The organism is Tenacibaculum discolor (genome assembly GCF_003664185.1).
Classification (GTDB): Bacteria; Bacteroidota; Bacteroidia; order Flavobacteriales; family Flavobacteriaceae; genus Polaribacter; species Polaribacter discolor.
On record NZ_RCCS01000009.1, the window covers coordinates 50,244 to 71,091 of the forward strand.

The following is a 20,848-nucleotide window of genomic DNA, read 5'->3' on the forward strand; positions in this document are numbered from 1 at the left end:
ATCATTTCGAACAAAGTTTTAAGAGTTCTTTCTTCGTTCGAAATGACTTTACTTTTTTTAGTCTTCGTCTTCTCCTTCTTCTTCGTAGCAGTTAAAAATGATTGAGTATCCATACTCTACAGCTTCTTCATACAATTCTTTTTGCTCATCATCTTCTACATCATTAATTGAATCTAACGTAAAATATTCGTCTTCTATTTCTACTACTTTCCAATCTTCATTTTTGATGTAAAATTTTGCTAATCGCATAGCTCCTTCAATATCTTTATAATCGATATATAAGCTTACGTAAGCTCCGATAACTTCATCGTAATGTTCAGAAGATTTTTTAGGTTTTGCTAAGGCATTAATTAAAAACATAGATCTATTTTTTTTGTGTTATTTTATGCTAACTCTCCTCTATGAGGCTTTAATGCATCTCTAAAGGTTTTCATGTATTCCTCATCAACCACAATAAAAGCAATGGTGTGCATTTCGTTTAAAGATACAAAATTTACTTCATGATAAGGCAAACTATCTATCTGAGTAAATTCTTTTAAATGTATACAGTGGTGTTTTGCTGTTTCCAATCCATCTGGACCTTTAAAATCCCAAATCAGTTTAATTTTTCTCATAAAACAAAAATACCCATTTCTATTTTAGAAATAGGTATTTTACAACTAGATTGACTGTTTTACTTTTGTTTTACATTCCAAGTATAATTAATCTTTCTTTTTAAATATTCTTTTAAAGGCTCTAAACCAATCTCTTTTCTTCTTTTATCTACATATTCAGGATTTTCTATGGGAAACGGCTCTAATTTTCTTTTATCATTATAACGAAACTGCATTCCAAACAACTGTTTTCTTCCTGTATTCACTAATATTCTATCTTGAATTTTTGCATACTCCAAACAGCTTCCTTCTTTGTTTATACAAGCCTTTTTTATTTGAGGAAGATACTTAATTCTAACAGCTTCATCTTGATGGTGGTTTATAATTAGAAGTGGACTATCAGCAGCTAACTTCCCTACAGAACTATATGTTGGCCAACCATTTTCTAAAATTAGCTTTTCCATTTCATTAAAATTTCCATTTCCAATCTCTTTTTTCATTTGAGCTATAGGATAATACCAATGAGGTGCTTCACCATTTTTCATAAAGTATCGCTTCGCCATATCTAACTGATAATCTAAAGCCTGATCTTTCATTATCAATCTTAATAGTTTCAGTACATACTCTGGTTTCTGTAAACTTCCATTTTGCTTTTGGTATTTTTCCAACTGTTGTCTTTCTATCATCTCCCACCTTTTATCTGAAGTAAGCGCATATAAATCATTATCTGCTAAAGCCCATAAAGAATTGTCTTTATTTAACACTATATTCAAATAATGAAAGGCACTATCTTTTTTATACTGAATAGCATATGCACAAGCTAAATTATATGTGTTATCTTGATTATTTGGATTCTTTTGATATATCTCTTTATAAGCTTTAATTGCTTCATTTAACCTACCTCCACTTCTTAACTTATCTCCTTTATTTTGCCCTAAAACAGCAAGTGAAATAAAAACTGTTAGTAAAAATAACTTCTCCTTCATTTTCTTATTTTTTAAATATTAATGGAGTTGCTAAGCCGTTAATTATAATAGCTATTACAACACCTAATGTTGGCGTAATTAACGTGTTGGCTAAACCTCCAAAAAGTAAATTACTCGCAATACCTCCAGATTTAGAAATAAAATAAAAGCTATGTACCCCCCCTAACAACAAAGAAAAGGCACTAATTAGCAAACTCCAGCTCACTAATTTTTTTAGCTTTAGATTATATTTTTCTTGAGTTTCTTTTTGTTTTAGCTTCTTAAAAAAATAGATTAATGCTATACTTAGAAAAGTATATAAAATAATCACAAATTTTAAATCTCCATTGGCTAAAAAATCTAATAATGGCATTCTCATAATATTATATTTTATTGTTTATAAGTTTTAAACACAGACATTATTTATTCTAACTCTACTATGTTATTCATTAACAACAACACATAATAAACTTAGAGAACATTTGTGTTCTTTTTTTATACGATGTAGTAAACGTTAGTGGGTTTTAGTTATTAGTTTAAGATTTTTCCTTTAACATCAATATCAAGACTCCTAATCTAGCAATTAAAAAAACTAACATTCCAAAAGACGGGGCTAACAAACCTATTTTTAAACCTGCTGCTAAAACAGGAGTTGCTATATCTCCTTGCATTGAACTAATATTATCAAACACACCAATTAACCCAAAAAACAACCCTAAAAACCCATAGACTAAAGCGAATAAACTTATATGCTTCAGTAAATTAATTGTTTTACCATTACTATCTTCCTTTAAGAATAGTTTTAATATCAATGCTATACAAATTAATAGCATTAACAGTATTGGATACATAAACATTGATCCTCCTTCATTTAAAAGGTTTGAGAATAAGAATTTCATAATTTTAATTTTTAAAGTTATTTACAACACAAACCTATGTTTATAATTCATTTGAGTTTTGTAATATCGACAGTACCTCTTTTCTGTTCCTCAAACGACATATTAAATTCCCTTTTCAACCAAATAACAGAAAACCGTTGTTCGTCTACAATTTCAGGGATTTTACCGCAAAAACCTATCTCTTTCTTCAAAAAATAAGATATTGCAACTTAATGAAAAGATTTACATCAATAGCTAAGCGCCTTATATTCTTCTTATTCAATATTATATTTTGGGTAGGTGTTTATTTCTTTTACACATACTTCTTAGGATACGGAAGCTCTAACACTGCTTATGTAGACACTTTTTCAGCATACTTAATGCCTGTAACCATATTTCTAAGTTATTTCATTATTTTATATTTAATTCCAAAATACCTACTTAAGAAAAAGTATTTTCTTTTTATTCTATACAGCTGCTATACCTTTATTATATCATTTACAGCTATTTTGCTCTCTATTTTCTTTGGTTTAGTATTTTCTTCTTTTTTAGAAGGAACCAACACGAAGAGCTTAACTAAATCTTTACCATTAGTCATAATTGGTGTGTACTTTATTGTTATTATAGCAACCTCTTTAAGTTTAATTATTTACAATTATCTATCTAGCATAAAAAACGAAAACTTAAAAAACAAATTCCTGCACACCCAACTACAGCTAAAAGAACAAGAGCTGAAATTTTTAAAAATGCAGATTCATCCGCATTTTTTGTTTAATACATTGAATACCTTATACGGATTTGCCTTAAAAAAATCGGAAGAGGCTCCTGATATGATTTTAAAGCTCTCTAATTTGTTAGACTATATTTTATATCAAGTAGACAAACCCTCTGTTCTTTTAAAAAATGAAATCCAGCACATTGACGATTATATTTCTTTAGAAAAAGTGCGTTTTCAAGAGAGTTTACAAGTTGAATTCTCTAAGAATTTACATAACGAAACCACCCAAGTATCTCCCATGTTATTATTACCTTTTGTTGAAAATGCTTTTAAACATGGAGTTCAAATTGACGGAGTATTAAGTGTTAACATCAGCTTAAAAACAACTAAAGATTCCTTGTTTTTTCGTATTGAGAACACTTCCCAAAAAAATAAAATAGATAAAAATGGAATTGGACTAGAAAACATTCAAAAAAGATTAAAAATGCTTTACAATAATCAGTTTAAACTTCATTTAGCATTAGAAGAAAACCAATTTATCGTAGACTTAAAAATTCCTTTAACAAATGGCTAATAAAATAACTTGTGTAATTGTTGACGACGAACCCATAGCAAGGGAAATTCTAGAATCATTCATAGATAAAACCCCTAACCTAGAATTAATTTCTAGTTGTAAAAATGCTATGGAAGCATTACAAGTTGCACAAACAGAAAATATCGATTTATTTTTCCTAGATATTAATATGCCTGAAATTACAGGATTAAGTTTAGCTAAAATTATCAATAATAAATCACAAATAATATTTACCACTGCTTACAGAGATTATGCGGTTGATGGTTTTAACCTAAGTGTAATAGACTACTTATTAAAACCTATTGCTTTTGACCGATTTTTACAAGCAATCCAAAAAGTTACTGAACCTACTAATAGTAACATGAAAGTTTCTACAGAAAATGATAACAAAAAGGATTTTATGTTTGTAAGGGCTGATAGAAAAATGGTTAAGATTAACTTTAAAGATATTTTATACATTGAAAGTTTAGGTGACTATGTTAAAGTTTTTACCAATAACGACACTGTAATAACTAGGGAAACCATTAGTAACTTTGAAGCCACATTACCAAGTGATTGCTTTATAAGAGTTCATCGTTCTTATATTGTTTCAATATCTAAAATTTCCTCATATACTAACGAATATATTGAGATTGCTAAAAAAGCTGTACCAATAAGTAGGAGCTACAAAGAAAGCGTTTTACAAAAATTAGCACAAGTGTAAGCGAAATTCTATCTTTACGGCAAAATTTTTACACGTTGAATACATCAGATTTCTTATTTCTTTCTCAAGATAAAAAAGTAGATAACTTAACTGTTACATGGCAAACACCTAGTAATATTGCTTTGGTAAAATACTGGGGAAAAAGCGAACCTCAAATTCCTAAAAATGCCTCGATAAGCTTTACATTAAACAATTGTCACACAACTACAAAAATTGAGTTCACAAAGACATTACCAAAAAATCAAGCAGAATTTGAGTTATTTTTTGAAGGAAAAAAGAAAGATGATTTTAAACCTAAAATAACCAAATTCTTTGAAAGAATTCAAAAATACTGTACGTATATTTTAGAGTATAACATGGTTATTTCTTCTGAAAATTCTTTTCCTCATAGTAGTGGTATTGCTTCTTCTGCAAGCGGAATGAGTGCTATTGCCATGTGTTTAATGAACTTAGAAAAAGAGTTAAACCCAAATTTAACTGAGGAGTATATTAACAAAAAAGCTTCCTTTTTAGCTCGTTTAGGATCAGGGAGCGCTAGTAGAAGTATAGAAGGCCCATTAGTAGTTTGGGGAAATCATCCTAAGATTGTAGGAAGTTCAGATTTATTTGGTATAAAATTCCCTTATAAAATTCATCCTATTTTTGAAGATTACCAAGATGCAATTTTATTAGTTGATAAAGGAGAAAAACAAGTTTCAAGTACGGTTGGACATAATTTAATGCATGACCATCCGTATGCAGAAAACCGTTTTACACAAGCTAATGAAAATTTAGAAAAACTTTCAAAAATTCTTCAAAATGGAGATGTCAAAGCTTTCATTAACCTTGTTGAAAGTGAAGCTTTAACATTACATGCCATGATGTTAACCAGTAATCCGTATTTTATTTTAATGAAACCTAACACTCTAGAAATCATTAATAAAATATGGGAATACAGACAAGAAAATGATAGTAATGTCTGTTTTACATTAGATGCAGGAGCAAATGTACACGTATTATACCCCAATTCAGAAAAGACTGAAATTGAAGTATTTATTAAGAATGTTTTAGCTGCATACTGCCAAAAAAATCATTATATTTGTGATAGTGTGGGTTTTGGCGCGAGACCTATTTTAACCTAAATTCCCAACTATTATGAGAACTTCAACATTAATAATAGCCCTTTTTATTGGTTTTATAACCAATTCAGTTACTGCACAAGACACTATTTGGTTCGATAAAAATTGGCACGAAACAACAAAAGGAGATCATGAGTATTATAGACCAGCTCCTAAAAGAATGAATAACGGTTTTTGGATTGTAGATTACTACAAAAACGGACAAATTCAGATGGAAGGTTTTAGTACTGTAAACATTCCTAACGAGGAAGTCTTCGATGGTTTAGTACTATATTATCATGAAAACGGAAAACCTTTTCACAGAGCTAATTACAAAAAAGGAAAACTCCACGGAATTCGAAAAGTATATTATGAATCTGGTGAGTTGAAAGAAGAAGGAAAGTATGAAGAAGGTGAAAGAGTAGGTATATGGAAAACTTTTTATAAGAATGGTAAAATAGAAACAAAAGGCAAATACCGAGACAACGAAAAAGTTGGTGTTTGGAAAACTTTTTACAAAAACGTGTACTAGTTTGTAAACTAGTGGTTTTACTCGTATGTTTGCACTGTAATTAAAACACCTATGAAAGGACCCTTATTTTACGCAAAAATATTACTCTTTGGTGAGTACGGAATCATTAAAGATTCCAAAGGATTAGCAATACCTTTTAGTTCTTATAAAGGGGCATTAAAATCTGCAAACAATTTAACTGGAGAAGCAAAAAAATCAAATGATAGTTTAGCTAATTTTTATACATATTTGGCTAACTTAAATTCTGATATTGTTTCTTTTGATTTAAATTCTTTAAAAAGTGATATTGATAACGGAATGTATTTCGATTCTTCAATACCTCAAGGGTACGGAGTAGGAAGTTCAGGAGCATTAGTAGCTTCAATCTACGATAAGTACGCTAATAATAAAATTACAGTTTTAGAAAACTTAACAAGAGATAAGCTTTTAAGTTTAAAGCAAATTTTTTCTTTGATGGAATCTTTTTTCCATGGAAAAAGTTCTGGGTTAGACCCTTTAAACTCATACTTAAGTTTACCTATTTTAATCAATTCAAAAGAACATATTGAACCAGCTGGAATTCCTTCTCAAAAAGAAGGAAAAGGTGCTGTTTTCTTACTAGATTCTGAACAAATTGGTGAAACTGAACCTATGGTTAACATCTTTATGAATAAGATGAAAAATGAAGGTTTTAGAAAAATGGTTAGTGAAGAGTTTGCAACACATACTGATGCTTGTATTGAAGACTTTTTACAAGGAAACGTTAAATCGTTGTTTGGTAATGTAAAAAAACTATCAAAAGTAGTTTTAGCTAATTTTAAACCAATGATTCCTACTGCTTTTCATAAAGTATGGGAAAAAGGTATACAAACCAACGATTACTATTTAAAGCTTTGTGGTTCTGGTGGTGGAGGTTACATCTTAGGATTTACTGAAGATTATGAAAAAGCAAAAAACAGTTTAAAAGATTATAAATTAGAATTAGTGTATCGCTTTTAAAATGCTACTATGAGTACGTTTAAAAACAATACATTTTTCTTAAAAATATTTAGCCTTTTATCAGTCATAAGAGGTTACAACATTTTAGTACTAATAGCAGCCCAATATTTGGCTGCTATTTTTATTTTCTCTGATACAAAATCAATTAAGCCCGTAGTTTTTGATTGGCATTTACTCTATTTGGTAATTGCTACTGTTTGTGTTGTTGCTTCTGGGTATATTATTAATAATTTTTACGATAAGAAAGCTGATATTATTAACAGACCCATAAAAACAGGGTTAGATTCTTACGTAAAACAAGAAACAAAACTAACTTTATACTTTACTTTAAATTTTATTGGTTTTTTCTTCGGATGGCTAGTATCATGGCGTGCAGCATTGTTTTTCTCTGTATATATATTTGGAATTTGGTTCTATTCACATAAATTAAAAAAGTATCCGTTAATAGGATTAATTACAGCTACTGTATTAACCATACTTCCCTTTTTTGTAATATTTGTGCACTATAAAAACTTTTCAAAGGTAATTTTTATACATGCAATCTTTCTTTTTTTAGTTATCATGATTCGTGAACTCATGAAAGATTTGGAAAATATTAAAGGGGCTATTGCTAATAATTATAATACTTTTCCTGTAAAATATGGGGAGCGTAACGCTAAAAAGTTAATCATTTTATTAATGGTATTAACCTTAGTACCTATTGGAGTATTATTTAACTATCCTGCTATTGAGTACATGAAGTACTATTTTTATTTAGCAGCTATTACCTTAATTTTTGTCGGCTTATACACTTGGAAATCGACAAAAAACAATCAATATCGTTTGGCTCACAACATCTTAAAGGTTTTATTATTAATAGGTGTCTTTAGTTTATTATTTATTGATAAATCTTTAATTGTAGATAAAGTAGTAGAGGTTTTAGATTAAAAACCAAATAATTACCGTAAATTTGCAGACTTTTAAAATTTAATTATGAATTCAAAAAACTCGTCGAGAGGACGACAAGCTGGACGCAACAGCAATCCTCAAGGAAAAAATCAATTCAAAAAAGATTTCAGAAAACCTAAAAGCAACAAACCTGCTGAGAAAAAAACTGAAAACACAGGAATTCGTTTAAACAAGTTCATCTCTAATTCAGGTATTTGTTCTCGTAGAGAGGCTGACACTTACATTGAACATGGAAGTGTTTCTGTTAACGGAAAATTAGTTACAGAAATGGGTTATAAAGTTCAACCGACTGATGAAGTTCGTTTTGATGGAACTTTAATTTCTATGGAGCAGAAGCGTTATGTTTTATTAAACAAACCTAAAAACTACATTACTACCATGGAAGACGATCGCGGTCGTAAAACTGTGATGGAATTAGTAGGAAACGCCACTAAAGAACGTATTTATCCTGTTGGAAGGTTGGATAGAAATACTACCGGCTTATTACTTTTTACCAATGATGGTGAATTGGCAAAAAAATTAACTCACCCTAAGCATAACGTTCGTAAATTATACCATGCGTCTTTAGATAAGAAATTAAGCATTGCTGATTTAGAGAAATTACGTGGTGATGTAATTATTGAAGGAAGAAAGGTATTTATTGATGCTGTTTCTTATGTAGAAGGAGAACGCAAAACAGAAGTAGGTATTGAAATTCACTCAGGAAGGAACCGTATTGTTCGTAAGATTTTTGAACATTTCGGATACACAGTTATTAAGCTTGACAGAGTGATTTTTGCTGGTTTAACTAAAAAGAATTTACCTCGTGGTAGATGGCGTGAATTGACACAACAAGAAATTAACACATTACAAATGTTATAAAATAAAAATCCCGAGCTAAGGCTCGGGATTTTTTATTATTTCTTTGTTTTTTTGTGATCTTCTTGCACTTTTTCATCACGATATTTACAACATTCATGTAAATTATCATACGCTTCTTTAGGTGCTTTAAAATCTTTCGTGTCGTGTCCTACACCTGCAATAGTTTTTTTAACTGTTTCTGTAGTTGTCTTACGTTCATCAATAATTAAACTTAATTCATGTGTATTAACATCCCATTTTGCATACTTTACACCTTTAGTTTTTAATGCTGCTTTTTCAATACGCTGTTTACACATCATACAAACACCATCTACTTCAAAAGAGACTTTAGCATTTTTTTTCTGAGCAAATGCTGATGTACTTAATAGTAAAACTACTGCTAATAAAAATATATTTTTCATCTATTCTTTATTTTTTATTTATTAATCTATTTTAAATCGTAATCCTGCATAGAAGTTACTCCCAAAAACTGGTGCGTATATAATTGTAGTATCAAAATTTGCTCCAAATGGATTGTCACTTCCCAATATAGGATTTTTTTGTTTATAATTTGTAATGTTTTCAGCCCCTGCATACACTTCAAACTTTTTTGAAAACACTTTTGTTATTTGAGTATTTAACAAGTTATAGCTATCCGAATGCGTCGGTAACTGGTTATTTGTATTAGGTAAACGTTGTTCTCCAATCCAATTATAAGTTACATCAAACTTCCAACTAGCATCACTTTCTTCGGTTTTAGTTTCGTAAGATACATTAGCAAAAAAGCGATGTTTTGCTTGTAAAGCCTTTGCTAAATTTCCTGACTTATAATCTGTAGAAACATCATAAAACTTATACGAAAATCGAGTATTAAAGTATGGAATAATGTTTTGATTCATCTCTACCTGAAAGCTATTCGCTATACTTTTCCCTTCTAAGTTATAGAAAAAAATTTCTTGTGGGTTTTCCCAATCGACTACCACCTGATTTGAGAAGTTTGTTTGATAAAAATCAAATGTTACATCTCCTTTTCTTCCAAAGAATTTATATCCCTGTAAAAAAGACACTCCGTAATTCCAAGCAACTTCTGGATCTAAACCATAAATATTTCCGCCAGCATTTTCAATAGTAATTGCTCTTGATGAAGCGAAAAGTTGTTGATTCTCTGCAAAAATATTAGCACTTCGTTTTCCTCTTCCAACAGAAGCTCTTAACACCCCTCTTCCCCAAGGAACATAACGCATGTGCAACCTAGGTGTTACAAAGGTTCCTAATAAGTTATGATGATCTAATCGAAGTCCTGCAGTAACACTTAAATTATCGGCATTATCATAAGCGTATTCAAAAAATGCACCTACAGAGTTTTCTTTTCTATCAAAATTCGGATTCATTGCTGCACTAACAAATTCATCGTATTTATCATAGGTAAAGCTAGCCCCTGTTTTAAATTTATTACGAGTATCTCCAATAATAGAACTAAACATGAAGTTGCTATAAAAGCTTTCATGCTGAATATTATAGTCTCTCAATCCAAAATATGAATCTTGTTTATGACTGCTGTAAGCTGCTTGAACCCCCATATTTTGAAAAGGCATATCTGGAAAAACATATCCTATTTTTAACGATGTATCAAAACGCTTGGTTTTAATTTCACTTCCCCAGACAGTATTAGACCCTTTATCCTCTTCTGGGTTGAAGTTAATCTCTCCTACTTGTTTTGAATCGTCTAAATACCTAAAATTGATAAAACTTACCCAACCTTTTTCAGCATCTGTATATTGCCAACGATTCATCACGTTAATTTGTTCTGCTAAAGGATTATCTAAAAAATTGTCGTTGTTTTTATCAAACTTTTCTCCTCTATAATTTCCATGAACATAAAAACCTGTTTGCCATTTTTCACTCACTTTCTGATTAAAATGAGTATTTAATTCTAACCTACCTCCTACTGCTCCATAAGCATTAAGGTAAAACTTATGATTAGTTGATGGTTTTACTAACTCTGTATTTATTTGACCTGAAATACTTTCAAAACCGTTAACAACACTACCTGCTCCTTTTGTTATTTGAATACTTTCTACCCAAGTTCCAGGTGTGAATGTTAATCCGAATGCTTGTGCTGCTCCTCTAATCGACGGGATGTTTTCTTGAGTAATCAACAAATACGGACTTGTTAAGCCTAACATTTGAATTTGTTTTGTACCCGTTAATGCATCAGAAAAATTAACATCAATAGATGGGTTGGTTTCAAAGCTTTCGGACAGGTTACAGCAAGCTGCTTTTAACAATTCATCACTATTAATAGTCACCAAGTTCTGTGTTTGTAAATACGACCTTTGTGTTGAGCCTTTTTTGGCTGAAACAGCCACCTCATTTAACGTATTACTATCTGTTAAATAATGATTGATTGGTTTTGTACTGTTAACATTTATTGTATCTGTCTTATAACCGACAAAACTTATTATTAATTTTTTATACTCCTTCTTATACGGAATTTTAAACTCTCCTTTTTGGTCTGTTGTAGCTCCAACACTCGTATGTAACCAATATACATTGGCCCCGAAAATTCCTAAATCCTTTTTTGGATAATTTTTATCTTTAATAGTTCCTGTTAACACTTCTTGAGCAAATAACATGGATGGTATCAGTAAACATATACTGATTAAAAATTTATTTTTCATTTTTTATCTATCACACTGTATTTTATAATTCTTATTTACTTGTAAATAGAGTTATAAAATCATATGATAAAAACTTCGTGAAGTACCTGTATGTCGGAAAACAGTTTGGGTGGTATATACAACCTGTGTGGAACAAACTGTTTTTCTAAATTTAGAAATAATTGTTTGTTATGAATATATGAAGTTACTGCTGTGGCAATCTTTGCAAAGATTACTTTTTCAACAGGTGATTTTTGAATTTGAGTTTGTCCTTTTAAAAACTCCACATCGTCTTTACAACATGAAGGCTCTATTGTGTTGCTCTCACAACTATCTTTCTCTACATCATTACAGCTATCTACGCTTCCTACATAAGAAACAGCCACTAAGGAATCTCCACAAAAGTGTTTTTCTACATTAAAAGAAAATGTAGATAGTAACACAACTAGTGCTAAGAGTGTAGCTGTTATTTTAGAAACGAATTTCTTCATATTTTGCAAATGTACAAAATTTTAAAACTCTGTATTTCAACAACCTTAAGCTTTTACTCTTTTAAAGTTCTTTTGTAAAACAACATCTTTACTTAATTTGATTTTTTTACCATCCACCAATACGTTTACGTTCTGCTTGTTGTTCTTTAGTAGCTTCGGGTGTGGAAATTTTACTTGGATACAAAGGCTTAGGAAAACCAGCTGCTTTTCTACGTTTAAAATCCTGTTGTCGATATGGATCAAAGGCATCTCCTGGAGGTAATGGACGGTTTTTATCCATATACCAAACAGTAAATGCCCAATAGTTATTTATATTGTATTTTGTTAATAAACCTCCAACTCTATCTTTTCCCTTACTTGACACAAAAGCTAACATCCCACTAATTACTCCTGGACTAGAATTTATATGTTTAACCCTTGCAAATCCAGTATTAAAAGGAATAGTTACTGTACTTCTAAAGTTTCTAGGCATAACTATAACTCCATTCATCCTATCAAAAACTAAGTATTTAATAGGTGCTACAAAACCATAGATAATCGTTATGACTCCTGGAATTCCAAAAATCGTCAGTAGTATAATTTTTGGCCAAAAATCATCACTCTTAAAAAAGAAAGAAATTATTGTTGGTACAATTATTAACACTATACCAATACCCCAAGACATCCAACCTCTTGCCGTTCTTTTTTCTTTGTAGAACGAATCGTTGGCTTCTTCGATAAAATACTTATTACTTTCTACAATTTTTTGCGTAATATCTTGCGGATTCTCTTTAATTATCTTTGATAAATATTGCATTAAAACTGTTATTAATCTAAGTATAGTATTACCAACCACCTATACGTTTACGTTCTGCTTGTTGTTCTTTTGTAGCTTCGGGTGTAGAAATTTTACTTGGATATAAAGGTTTTGGGAAACCTTCTGCTTTTCTACGTTCAAAATCTTGTTGACGATATGGATCAAAGGCTTCACCTGGTGGTAGTGGACGGTTCTTATCCATATACCACAATATAAAAGACAAATCTTGATAACAATTTTCTCCTCCTATAGAACAATCATACTTAGTATATAATTTATCAGGCCTTTCAATTAATAATCGAAATGCTCCTCCTCCTTGTAAGCTACCTGGACCTGACATTGTAAAAATAATTTTCTCTATGGGCATCGTAATATTTTCATACCACATAAAACCAGAAAAAGTTATTATACCATCTTCTCTATTAAATATATTCTCTTTTAAAGGCATGGTGAAATAATAGGCTACATAAAATAAAAACCCAAAAAGGGCAATTATAGATGGAATTATAAAAGAAACTGTAGTTATTTCATTTGGAAACTTAAAACCTCCAATAATAATGATAATAATAATCAATAAAAAAAAACCTCCCATTACAATAGGAGTAACCTTTTGAGGCTCAACAACCTCTACAAACTTATCAGAAGCATATAAAAAAGTCTTTTTGCTTTCCAACCTTTTATTCGTTAATTTTATTGCATTATCTGTAATTACAGTATGCAACCTTCCTTTTAAACCTCCTTTTTTTACTTTTCTATCACCATGTTTATATTGAGTATGAGTAATTTTTCGTTGGTATATAAATTCTTCTTGCATAATTATGACACTCTACTTCCATCAACATATTTTACCATCCACCAATACGTTTACGTTCTGCTTGTTGTTCTTTAGTAGCCTCTGGCGTTGATATTTTACTTGAGTACAAAGGCTTAGGAAATCCCTCAGCTTTTCTACGCTCAAAATCTTGTTGACGATAGGGATCAAAAGCTTCTCCAGGAGGTAGCGGACGGTTTTTATCCATATACCATGTGATAAAAGACATATCCTCATAACAATCTCCTCCAAATATTGTATAAATATCAAATGTTTTCCACTTATTTGGACGAATAGTTTGTAACATAAACCCACCTACACCATCTTCTCCACCAGTACTATAGGCAAACTCTGCTTTTTTAAATAACATTGTGATATTTTTTTGCCAAAAAAAGCCTGTCATAGTAATTAAACCATCTTTACGATTTAAAATATGTTCCTTTTTAGGCATTGTAAAACCATAGATTACAAAAAAGATAGTTAAAAAAGCTGATAATATCATTAAAAACAAAATTTCATTATTCAATCCATCTCTGATAAGATACCTTAATGTTCCTAATAATAATAATAATAATAAAGACACCCCTCCACCTATTTGAAAGGTAGCTATGCTTCCAGATTTACTAGCTACAAAATTATCATCTACTAATCTATATTGTGATTTTTTGTAATCTCTTTTTTTAAATTTTCTTGGTTTTGTGTGAATTTTTTTAACTACTCGATGGTAATACTTTTTGAGTTTCTCTGAGTTTTTATAATCTTCATGGGTTATTTTTCGGGTAAAGTCTACCATCCACCAATACGTTTACGTTCTGCTTGTTGCTCTTTAGTAGCCTCTGGCGTTGATATTTTACTTGGGTACAAAGGCTTAGGAAACCCCTCAGCTTTTCTTCTTTCAAAGTCTTGCTGACGATATGGATCAAAAGCTTCTCCAGGAGGTAGCGGACGGTTTTTATCCATATACCATGTTATAAAAGACATATCTTCATAACACTCGCTTCCTACATAACCAGTAATAGCAAATGTTTGCCATTTATTAGGACGTATGATTTGTAATTGAAAACCTCCAACTAAATCCTCTCCTCCTGTACTATAAGCAAATTCTGTTTTTTTAAACTCCATCGTTATATTAGGTTGCCATAAAAAACCAGTAAAAGTAACTAATCCGTCTCTACGATTTAAAATATTTTCTTTTTTAGGCATCGTCAATCCAAAAATGATAAAAAACATAGTAGAACAAACCGAAATAATTAAAAGAGACCAGTCGGCAGTATCTCTTGGTTCATTTAAAGGAAAAATAAGTAATAAAGATAAAATTAATGACGCTCCTCCAAAAATTACTGGTACTATAAAATAAGCAGTTTTAGTTACTAAAAATTTATCGTTATAAATAATATAATCAGATCGTTTCCTTTCAATATAGCCTTTGTCAAGCTTACTTGGTTTAACATGAATTTTTTTTACAACTCGATGGTAATATTTTTTGAGTTTTTCTGGGTTTTTATAATCTTCATGGGTTATTTTTCGGGTAAAATCTTTTACCATGGTTTGTCTGTTTTTAATTCTTGTAAAGAAGCAATAGTAACATCTTTGTTTTGATCCAAGTCGGTAATGTACAATCCTGCACTTAAGGCTCTTAATCTTATTTTAGCTCCTAAATAACGTTCTTTTTTTTGTAATGAATATGGAAAATATAACTGCTGACTCTCATCTACCTTTAAACGTAGAGCAAATACTGCTTCAGACTGTGAAGTTATTTTATCCTCATGTGATTTCGGTACCCAAAACTTCACCTCTAAAGCCTCCCTGTTCTCTCCATCGTAAATTTTATCCACAGTACCAACATTCATAGTTATGTGGCTTCCATTTTTTACTCCTTTTGGGTAAAAAAAGACATGAGATTCAACTTGATCAGGATGATTAAAAAAACGACTAAACACCATTTTAGCACTAAAATACGAAGCTGTTTCTATGGAAGATGCCCCCCCTCCATATGGGCTATAACTAGTATAAATTTCTGTTTTAGAATTTACAGGTTTAAACCCTATTTGTTTACACACGATACAATCAAACAACTTAGCTTGGGCATCTATAGGATTCATAAGTGAATCATGATAATCATCATCTGTTAATAATTTTCTATTTTCTAAAATTCTACGGGCGTAGTCCATAGGTAATTCTTTTGAGCGCTTAGGAAAGCCTTCCCCATATGAATCACTTAATAAGAAGTTTTTAAAAAAGGTTTCCAACTCACTATCGGTAAGTAATGATGCTATAAGTAATAGCCCTACCCCTATAGCCGCTGCTATCCACCCTACAGGACCTGTAGAAGCAAAAACAATTCCTAAAGACGCCATAGAAGATACCCCAAAAGCAACCCCTGCACCAATCATAGCAAGACCAGCATCCATATCCCCTTTATCCATTGCTTTATAACTATCATAAAAACACACCCCCACAGTTATCACTCCTCCTAATGCAGTAAGAGAGTTTGAAATTGAGCGAACCAAAGAACCTTTTGCTAGTTTTTCACTTATTATAGTTACTTTAGCTAGACTCATACTTGCTTCACTTAATTTCACAACAGAACCAAAGGCATTCACTTTATCTTTTTTAGTACTTCCTTCACTGGTTACTTTGACTACTGCTATGCTAAAATTATACAATTCCAACAAGGCAAACACTCCGTTAAAAACCTTACCATTAACTATTTTACTAAGTTTATAATTTTTAACAGCTTGGGCATCGTCACTTACATTTTCTACTACTTTTACTTTTATTTCGTAGGTTGTACTTCTTCCTTTTTTACGAGTGCGATAGGTAAAACCATCTTTACCATGGCTTTCTTTTAAAATACGTAATACATCCGTACGTTTACCTGTGTATTTTCCTTTTTTGACATATTCTGGATCTAACTCTACTCCTAACTCTTGTAATCGTAAGCGAATGTCACCATCAATTATTTCAAACATTTCTTCACCAAAAACTTTTAGATTTTTGTTAAGCTTTTCAACAATAAATTTTTGACGTTCTTCTATAGACTTGAGTAATATTCCATCTACTTCCTTAAAACTTGATGCTTGACCAGCACGATATTTTAAATTCTTTGTATATATCCCAACTATTTTTTGGCTAAAGCTCTCTCCTTTACTAAGTACTTCTTTAATATTTAAAGGTGCCGCTAATAATGCCAATAGAGGGTCTAAACCTTCAAATCCTTTTGCTTTACTTTTAGTTTCTTTATTTTTTACTCGCTCAGGATATTTATCGTCTATAACATCATACAACCAATTTACCCATTTATCATTTTCTACATAATCTTTTTTTAGTAATAAATGTCTATCAAACTTATAAGGGTGATAACTTAAAGGATCAATAATATTTAACATAAAATCTCTCCCTTCTACAATACGTTCTGGGTGATTTCCTAAAAAATCGTCTAAATAGGTTCTTACATATGTAGAACTTAATAAAACACCTAAATCTTCTCTATAATTTAATAAGATTTTTCTTGCTTGCTTACGTTCCTCAACTCCTAAAATACCTTTTAGTTTTTCATGGTCTAAACCATAACCTATATGTCCACTATTTTTTCTATAGACTGTTCCTTTTTCAGCCATACTGTAATACTCAGAATACATGGATCTTGGATCTAACGAATGCCTATCGTCAAAATTAAACCACCCAGGTGAACCTCCATCAAATTTTAAGATCGCTTTATCATCGTTATACACCATCTGATAACAAGTGAGTGCCAATGTAAATAAATGCCCATACTCTTTATCTTTAGGCTCAGGTGCTTGTATTTCTTTTCTTTCTAATCTACCTAACGCCTCTTTTACCGATTCACCTGATTGTATTGCTTGAGTTAATGCTTGAAGCTTTAATGTTTTATCACTTACAACCTCACTTATATCTGCTGCGCAACCTGCTGGGTCATGTAATGTGATAAACATATCTTCAAAAACCTCATTATCTCCTTTTTCATCTTGCTTCTTTTCATCTGATAATATTGAGTCTAGCATCTTTTCAAGTGCACCTGCCCTTGGATGGTTACTAGGAAACGTTGCTCTTACGTTTGTAAATGGTATAACATTTTCATGTTTTTCTTCTTCTCCTTTTTTTATACCACTACAATCTATCAACTTCATACGTTCTTTACGCTTATTAGCATCCGTATTCAGTTCATTATGATAATCTCTACTCCATTGTACAGGAGAGTATGCTACCCAATATTTTTTTTCTGTTTCTATTATTAATTTATATTCACTCTTATCTCCAGATGGTTTTCGAATATCTTTGTAGTTTCCTTTTTCATCTTTATTGTATGCCCATATAATATGTTGTAGCTGTCCACTTTCATCAACATACAGTTCGTGGTAATCGTCTTGATCTTCATCATTAATTAGATAAATATATCCTTTATTTAAAGCAGTTCGGGCTACATAAAAGTTATTGATTTGAGGTAACTCTTTTAGTGATAACACCTCTACTTCTTCTAACTCAAGCGTACTGTTTTCTGCTCCATTTGTATTCTGGGTATTAGAATTACAAGTAGCTACATTTTTACATACTGCTTTACCTTCTTGTACTAAAACACCTTTGGTTATTCTCGGATCATTATATTTAGGTGCATTTACATCTTCTTCTGTTTGGCTTTCCGAATTCCTATCAAATAAACCATAACGTAAAAAATGTAAACGAATACCCGGTTTTAAAGCTTCTTTTTCTGGACTCTTTACAGGTTCCGTAACACCGCCTCCAGTACACTCAAAAAAATACCTAGCAACTACTTCATTATATTCTGTTAGTTGGTTTTTTTCTAAAATATCATTAGCCATTTTTAGTTTTTAGTTTTTAGTTTTTAGTTTTTAAAAAATACTTTAAGATACTTTCCTCTTTCAAAATATTTTATTCTGAAAATAAATTTGTTTTTGTATAAAACATCGTAATTGTAAATATTCGAAGTAAAGTGAGGTTTATTCTTTTTTGCCAGCTCTAAGCTCTTAGAAAATGAATTATAATTTAATAATGTATCTTTTAAATATATGTTAGATAAAGTATCATTTACTGATTCAATTTTATACTCATCTTTTTTTATCTCCGTATTCGTAAATCTTGATATAATACTTTCTATATCTCCTTTTTCTTCGTCTATTATAAATTTAAATATTAAGTTCTCTCTATCATTGGGGTTTGCATTTTCAACAGGTCTTAAAAACTCATAATCAAAAAAGCTTGCCTTTATTTCTTCTTCTGTTAATGACGTTTTTTCAATTAGCTCTTTTGCCGATTTATTTGTTGCTACTTCACCCTGTATGCTGTCCGTTTGAGATTTCTTCTGTTGTTTTGTTTTTCTCTCTTTTAGATCGTTATAAACATACTGAAATATACTTTTTATTTGTTGAGCGTTACCTTTAAAGTTAAACACATAGTCTGCTTCATAATCGTTTATGGTAAGCTGTTTTATTTCAAAAGCTTCGTTTTTATTTTCTACTTCTTTTTCTGCTAAAAGAAATGCCCAAAAAACAGCTAGAAGTGCTACAATAATTGTAATAATTTTTATGAATTTCTTTTTTGTTTTAAAAAAAAGAATGAACATAATAGTTATTACAACCAAAAGAATAAAAATTAGATTCATAATTATGAAGGTTTAATATCTACAAACACTGTAAAAGGCCTAAATTTATTAGGGCTTTTTAAATTCTTAAAATGTTGTAAACAAAACATTGCTACCAAACCTGGCACCCATTGTTTTGCCTTTCCATTAGCTCCACCATCTTCCCATCCTGCTCCAAAAGTATCTAAGAATAGTACTCGTTCAATTTCAACTTTGACTTCTTGTGTTTTTTCATTTTTTAAGACTTTGAACTTTGCTACACAACCTTGAATACCTCCTATAAATGTTGCTGACTCATTTACATTGGGGTTTAATGAAGATGATACACCATAATAAGGAAGTGAGGTTCTTATACTATATAAGTTAACTCCAGTTGATCCATTTATTGTTCCGTCTTTTTCATACTTTTTTTTGAGTTCTTCTTTTAAAGAAGACACGAACGACTTAAACCTTTCTGAGTCACGCATTTCTATAGAAGGGTTTGAACTTTGGTTAAATTCAAAGTCTTTTCCTCCTCCTGAAAAAAAGTGGTTTGCTAATCGTATTCCATTTTCTCCAAAGCCATCTTCTATATCAGAAAACAACCAAAGTGTGACTTTCATTTCTGCTTTTAGATACGCTTCAGGATAAGATTTTGTTAGCTTTACATTGAAAATATCATAATCTGACATTCCATTTTGCTTCATTTTAGCTTCATCAGGATTGTCTGCATATTCCCAATCATAAGCTCTTTGCCCATTTCTATTAACAATAACCGTATTTCCTTCTTCTGTAATCCAATTTCCTTTTTTTACTTCTCCTGTTTCTACCTCGACAAAACGATCTTCCTTCTCTTCTCCTGAAGCAGGAGTAGCTACTACATTATTGGATGGTGTTGTATTACTTTCTGCTTGCGTACTTACTATTGTATTGTTTTTTTTTTGTGTATTACTTGTACTCTCTCCTTCTTCTGAAACATCTTCAACCTCCCAAGTAACTTCAACCTTTTTATCTTGTACTGTTCCTGTTAATTCTACCACTTCTTCTTCATTTGTGGCTGTACTTCCATTTTCATCGGTAGTTTCAACAGGTTTTTTCACCTTAAATGTAATACTTTCACCATCAGGTATATTATACACATAGGCTCGTAGTGTCACTTCTTTTAACACTTTTGACTTCCTAATTATATTTTTTTCTTTTAGCCATTGTAAATTATAAATTCGCGGTTCTCCTTGCTCTTCTTCTTTTAGCTTTTCTTGGTTTTCTTCAGCTTCTTTTATTTTGCTATTGTGAGCTAATCTATCTACAATACTAATTTTTGGAAATGGTATCTTGTTTACAGGCATATTAACTGAAGGAACTGGCGCAGCACTACCTACTATAATATTAGCTTCTCCTGCTGTTATTGTTCCTCCGTGAGCTGTTAGGTCTCCCAAACATGCTACGGGTTTTCCGTTAATTAAAATATTAGGAAATCCTTGTGCTATGGTATCCGGTGGTCCTACACAGGTACACATACTACCTATGGTGGCTACGGGTTTCCCATTAGCTAATACATTTGCTTCTCCTTGTGCTATTGGTCCTCCAACATGGGGAGTAGTTCCACTACACATAGGACATACATGCATACTACCTACTGTTGCTACTGGTCCTGGCATATGTTTT

The 20,848-nt window shown here is 31.1% G+C and carries 22 protein-coding genes; 7 read left to right on the forward strand and 15 right to left on the reverse strand.

Annotation, left to right across the window (positions count from 1 at the left end; translation table 11 throughout):
* Nucleotides 1–57 precede the first annotated feature (57 nt).
* The 5 genes from C8N27_RS12305 to C8N27_RS12325 all read right to left on the reverse strand — a co-directional run bounded on the left by C8N27_RS12305 (nt 58) and on the right by C8N27_RS12325 (nt 2,457).
* Entirely contained in the window at nt 58–360 is a 303-nt protein-coding gene (locus C8N27_RS12305; protein ID WP_099215464.1) for a hypothetical protein, read from the reverse strand.
* A gap of 23 nt (nt 361–383) precedes the next feature.
* Entirely contained in the window at nt 384–614 is a 231-nt protein-coding gene (locus C8N27_RS12310) for a hypothetical protein (RefSeq protein ID WP_099215465.1), read from the reverse strand.
* 59 nt (nt 615–673) lie between these two features.
* Entirely contained in the window at nt 674–1,579 is a 906-nt protein-coding gene (locus tag C8N27_RS12315; protein ID WP_121147641.1) for a DUF6624 domain-containing protein, read from the reverse strand.
* A 4-nt stretch (nt 1,580–1,583) separates the two neighbouring features.
* Nucleotides 1,584–1,937 (reverse strand): hypothetical protein, encoded by a 354-nt coding sequence (locus C8N27_RS12320; RefSeq protein ID WP_147431733.1) that lies wholly within the window; start codon nt 1,935–1,937, stop codon nt 1,584–1,586.
* Between the two features lie 157 nt (nt 1,938–2,094).
* On the reverse strand, nt 2,095–2,457 hold the full coding sequence (locus C8N27_RS12325) for a hypothetical protein (protein WP_121147646.1): 363 nt from the start codon (nt 2,455–2,457) through the stop codon (nt 2,095–2,097).
* A 212-nt stretch (nt 2,458–2,669) separates the two neighbouring features.
* On the opposite strand from C8N27_RS12325, the gene C8N27_RS12330 reads away from it, so the two are divergent.
* From C8N27_RS12330 to C8N27_RS12360, 7 genes are read left to right on the forward strand one after another with little or no spacing between them, the layout of a single operon-like run.
* Complete coding sequence (locus C8N27_RS12330; protein ID WP_121147648.1) at nt 2,670–3,728, forward strand: sensor histidine kinase; 1,059 nt, start codon at nt 2,670–2,672, stop codon at nt 3,726–3,728.
* Nucleotides 3,721–4,431: a LytR/AlgR family response regulator transcription factor gene (locus C8N27_RS12335; RefSeq protein WP_099215470.1), complete on the forward strand. Its 711-nt coding sequence runs from the start codon at nt 3,721–3,723 to the stop codon at nt 4,429–4,431. Before C8N27_RS12330 ends, C8N27_RS12335 begins: the two co-directional genes overlap by 8 nt.
* A gap of 35 nt (nt 4,432–4,466) precedes the next feature.
* Nucleotides 4,467–5,552 (forward strand): diphosphomevalonate decarboxylase, encoded by a 1,086-nt coding sequence (locus C8N27_RS12340; RefSeq protein WP_099215471.1) that lies wholly within the window; start codon nt 4,467–4,469, stop codon nt 5,550–5,552.
* Between the two features lie 13 nt (nt 5,553–5,565).
* Complete coding sequence (locus C8N27_RS12345; protein WP_099215472.1) at nt 5,566–6,060, forward strand: toxin-antitoxin system YwqK family antitoxin; 495 nt, start codon at nt 5,566–5,568, stop codon at nt 6,058–6,060.
* A 51-nt stretch (nt 6,061–6,111) separates the two neighbouring features.
* The gene (locus C8N27_RS12350) at nt 6,112–7,038 is read left to right on the forward strand and encodes a mevalonate kinase family protein (protein WP_099215473.1); all 927 of its coding nucleotides are present in this window, start codon (nt 6,112–6,114) and stop codon (nt 7,036–7,038) included.
* A gap of 9 nt (nt 7,039–7,047) precedes the next feature.
* A complete protein-coding gene (locus tag C8N27_RS12355) occupies nt 7,048–7,965 on the forward strand; it encodes a geranylgeranylglycerol-phosphate geranylgeranyltransferase (RefSeq protein ID WP_099215474.1) in 918 nt (305 codons plus the stop codon).
* A 45-nt stretch (nt 7,966–8,010) separates the two neighbouring features.
* Entirely contained in the window at nt 8,011–8,847 is an 837-nt protein-coding gene (locus C8N27_RS12360) for a pseudouridine synthase (RefSeq protein WP_176550574.1), read from the forward strand.
* A 35-nt stretch (nt 8,848–8,882) separates the two neighbouring features.
* Here the strand turns inward: C8N27_RS12360 and C8N27_RS12365 are convergent, their stop codons facing one another.
* The 10 genes from C8N27_RS12365 to C8N27_RS16180 all read right to left on the reverse strand — a co-directional run bounded on the left by C8N27_RS12365 (nt 8,883) and on the right by C8N27_RS16180 (nt 20,841).
* Entirely contained in the window at nt 8,883–9,248 is a 366-nt protein-coding gene (locus C8N27_RS12365; protein WP_121147651.1) for a heavy-metal-associated domain-containing protein, read from the reverse strand.
* A gap of 21 nt (nt 9,249–9,269) precedes the next feature.
* Nucleotides 9,270–11,507 (reverse strand): TonB-dependent receptor, encoded by a 2,238-nt coding sequence (locus C8N27_RS12370; RefSeq protein ID WP_121147653.1) that lies wholly within the window; start codon nt 11,505–11,507, stop codon nt 9,270–9,272.
* 59 nt (nt 11,508–11,566) lie between these two features.
* Nucleotides 11,567–11,977: an HYC_CC_PP family protein gene (locus C8N27_RS12375; RefSeq protein ID WP_121147656.1), complete on the reverse strand. Its 411-nt coding sequence runs from the start codon at nt 11,975–11,977 to the stop codon at nt 11,567–11,569.
* Nucleotides 11,978–12,083: 106 nt separating this feature from the next.
* Nucleotides 12,084–12,773 carry a hypothetical protein gene (locus tag C8N27_RS12380; protein WP_121147658.1) on the reverse strand — a complete coding sequence of 230 codons (690 nt, stop codon included), beginning with the start codon at nt 12,771–12,773 and terminating at the stop codon, nt 12,084–12,086.
* A 28-nt stretch (nt 12,774–12,801) separates the two neighbouring features.
* Nucleotides 12,802–13,587, reverse strand: coding sequence for a hypothetical protein (locus tag C8N27_RS12385; RefSeq protein WP_121147661.1), 786 nt, complete (start codon nt 13,585–13,587; stop codon nt 12,802–12,804).
* 31 nt (nt 13,588–13,618) lie between these two features.
* A complete protein-coding gene (locus C8N27_RS12390) occupies nt 13,619–14,377 on the reverse strand; it encodes a hypothetical protein (RefSeq protein WP_121147663.1) in 759 nt (252 codons plus the stop codon).
* Nucleotides 14,371–15,129 carry a hypothetical protein gene (locus C8N27_RS12395; protein ID WP_099215480.1) on the reverse strand — a complete coding sequence of 253 codons (759 nt, stop codon included), beginning with the start codon at nt 15,127–15,129 and terminating at the stop codon, nt 14,371–14,373. Before C8N27_RS12395 ends, C8N27_RS12390 begins: the two co-directional genes overlap by 7 nt.
* Entirely contained in the window at nt 15,123–18,425 is a 3,303-nt protein-coding gene (locus tag C8N27_RS12400) for a toxin VasX (RefSeq protein WP_121147666.1), read from the reverse strand. Before C8N27_RS12400 ends, C8N27_RS12395 begins: the two co-directional genes overlap by 7 nt.
* 23 nt (nt 18,426–18,448) lie before the next feature.
* Nucleotides 18,449–19,225, reverse strand: coding sequence for a hypothetical protein (locus C8N27_RS12405; RefSeq protein ID WP_121147668.1), 777 nt, complete (start codon nt 19,223–19,225; stop codon nt 18,449–18,451).
* 2 nt (nt 19,226–19,227) lie between these two features.
* Nucleotides 19,228–20,841, reverse strand: coding sequence for a PAAR domain-containing protein (locus C8N27_RS16180; RefSeq protein WP_121147671.1), 1,614 nt, complete (start codon nt 20,839–20,841; stop codon nt 19,228–19,230).
* Nucleotides 20,842–20,848 lie beyond the last annotated feature (7 nt).

What these genes read in the sequence shown, in the direction of transcription:
- C8N27_RS12305 (WP_099215464.1), bottom strand. Translation starts at nt 360, where the DNA reads ATGTTTTTAATTAATGCCTTAGCAAAACCTAAAAAATCTTCTGAACAT.
- C8N27_RS12310 (WP_099215465.1), bottom strand. Translation starts at nt 614, where the DNA reads ATGAGAAAAATTAAACTGATTTGGGATTTTAAAGGTCCAGATGGATTG.
- C8N27_RS12315 (WP_121147641.1), bottom strand. Translation starts at nt 1,579, where the DNA reads ATGAAGGAGAAGTTATTTTTACTAACAGTTTTTATTTCACTTGCTGTT.
- C8N27_RS12320 (WP_147431733.1), bottom strand. Translation starts at nt 1,937, where the DNA reads ATGAGAATGCCATTATTAGATTTTTTAGCCAATGGAGATTTAAAATTT.
- C8N27_RS12325 (WP_121147646.1), bottom strand. Translation starts at nt 2,457, where the DNA reads ATGAAATTCTTATTCTCAAACCTTTTAAATGAAGGAGGATCAATGTTT.
- C8N27_RS12330 (WP_121147648.1), top strand. Translation starts at nt 2,670, where the DNA reads ATGAAAAGATTTACATCAATAGCTAAGCGCCTTATATTCTTCTTATTC.
- C8N27_RS12335 (WP_099215470.1), top strand. Translation starts at nt 3,721, where the DNA reads ATGGCTAATAAAATAACTTGTGTAATTGTTGACGACGAACCCATAGCA.
- C8N27_RS12345 (WP_099215472.1), top strand. Translation starts at nt 5,566, where the DNA reads ATGAGAACTTCAACATTAATAATAGCCCTTTTTATTGGTTTTATAACC.
- C8N27_RS12350 (WP_099215473.1), top strand. Translation starts at nt 6,112, where the DNA reads ATGAAAGGACCCTTATTTTACGCAAAAATATTACTCTTTGGTGAGTAC.
- C8N27_RS12355 (WP_099215474.1), top strand. Translation starts at nt 7,048, where the DNA reads ATGAGTACGTTTAAAAACAATACATTTTTCTTAAAAATATTTAGCCTT.
- C8N27_RS12360 (WP_176550574.1), top strand. Translation starts at nt 8,011, where the DNA reads ATGAATTCAAAAAACTCGTCGAGAGGACGACAAGCTGGACGCAACAGC.
- C8N27_RS12365 (WP_121147651.1), bottom strand. Translation starts at nt 9,248, where the DNA reads ATGAAAAATATATTTTTATTAGCAGTAGTTTTACTATTAAGTACATCA.
- C8N27_RS12370 (WP_121147653.1), bottom strand. Translation starts at nt 11,507, where the DNA reads ATGAAAAATAAATTTTTAATCAGTATATGTTTACTGATACCATCCATG.
- C8N27_RS12375 (WP_121147656.1), bottom strand. Translation starts at nt 11,977, where the DNA reads ATGAAGAAATTCGTTTCTAAAATAACAGCTACACTCTTAGCACTAGTT.
- C8N27_RS12380 (WP_121147658.1), bottom strand. Translation starts at nt 12,773, where the DNA reads ATGCAATATTTATCAAAGATAATTAAAGAGAATCCGCAAGATATTACG.
- C8N27_RS12385 (WP_121147661.1), bottom strand. Translation starts at nt 13,587, where the DNA reads ATGCAAGAAGAATTTATATACCAACGAAAAATTACTCATACTCAATAT.
- C8N27_RS12390 (WP_121147663.1), bottom strand. Translation starts at nt 14,377, where the DNA reads ATGGTAGACTTTACCCGAAAAATAACCCATGAAGATTATAAAAACTCA.
- C8N27_RS12395 (WP_099215480.1), bottom strand. Translation starts at nt 15,129, where the DNA reads ATGGTAAAAGATTTTACCCGAAAAATAACCCATGAAGATTATAAAAAC.
- C8N27_RS12400 (WP_121147666.1), bottom strand. Translation starts at nt 18,425, where the DNA reads ATGGCTAATGATATTTTAGAAAAAAACCAACTAACAGAATATAATGAA.
- C8N27_RS12405 (WP_121147668.1), bottom strand. Translation starts at nt 19,225, where the DNA reads ATGAATCTAATTTTTATTCTTTTGGTTGTAATAACTATTATGTTCATT.
- C8N27_RS16180 (WP_121147671.1), bottom strand. Translation starts at nt 20,841, where the DNA reads ATGCCAGGACCAGTAGCAACAGTAGGTAGTATGCATGTATGTCCTATG.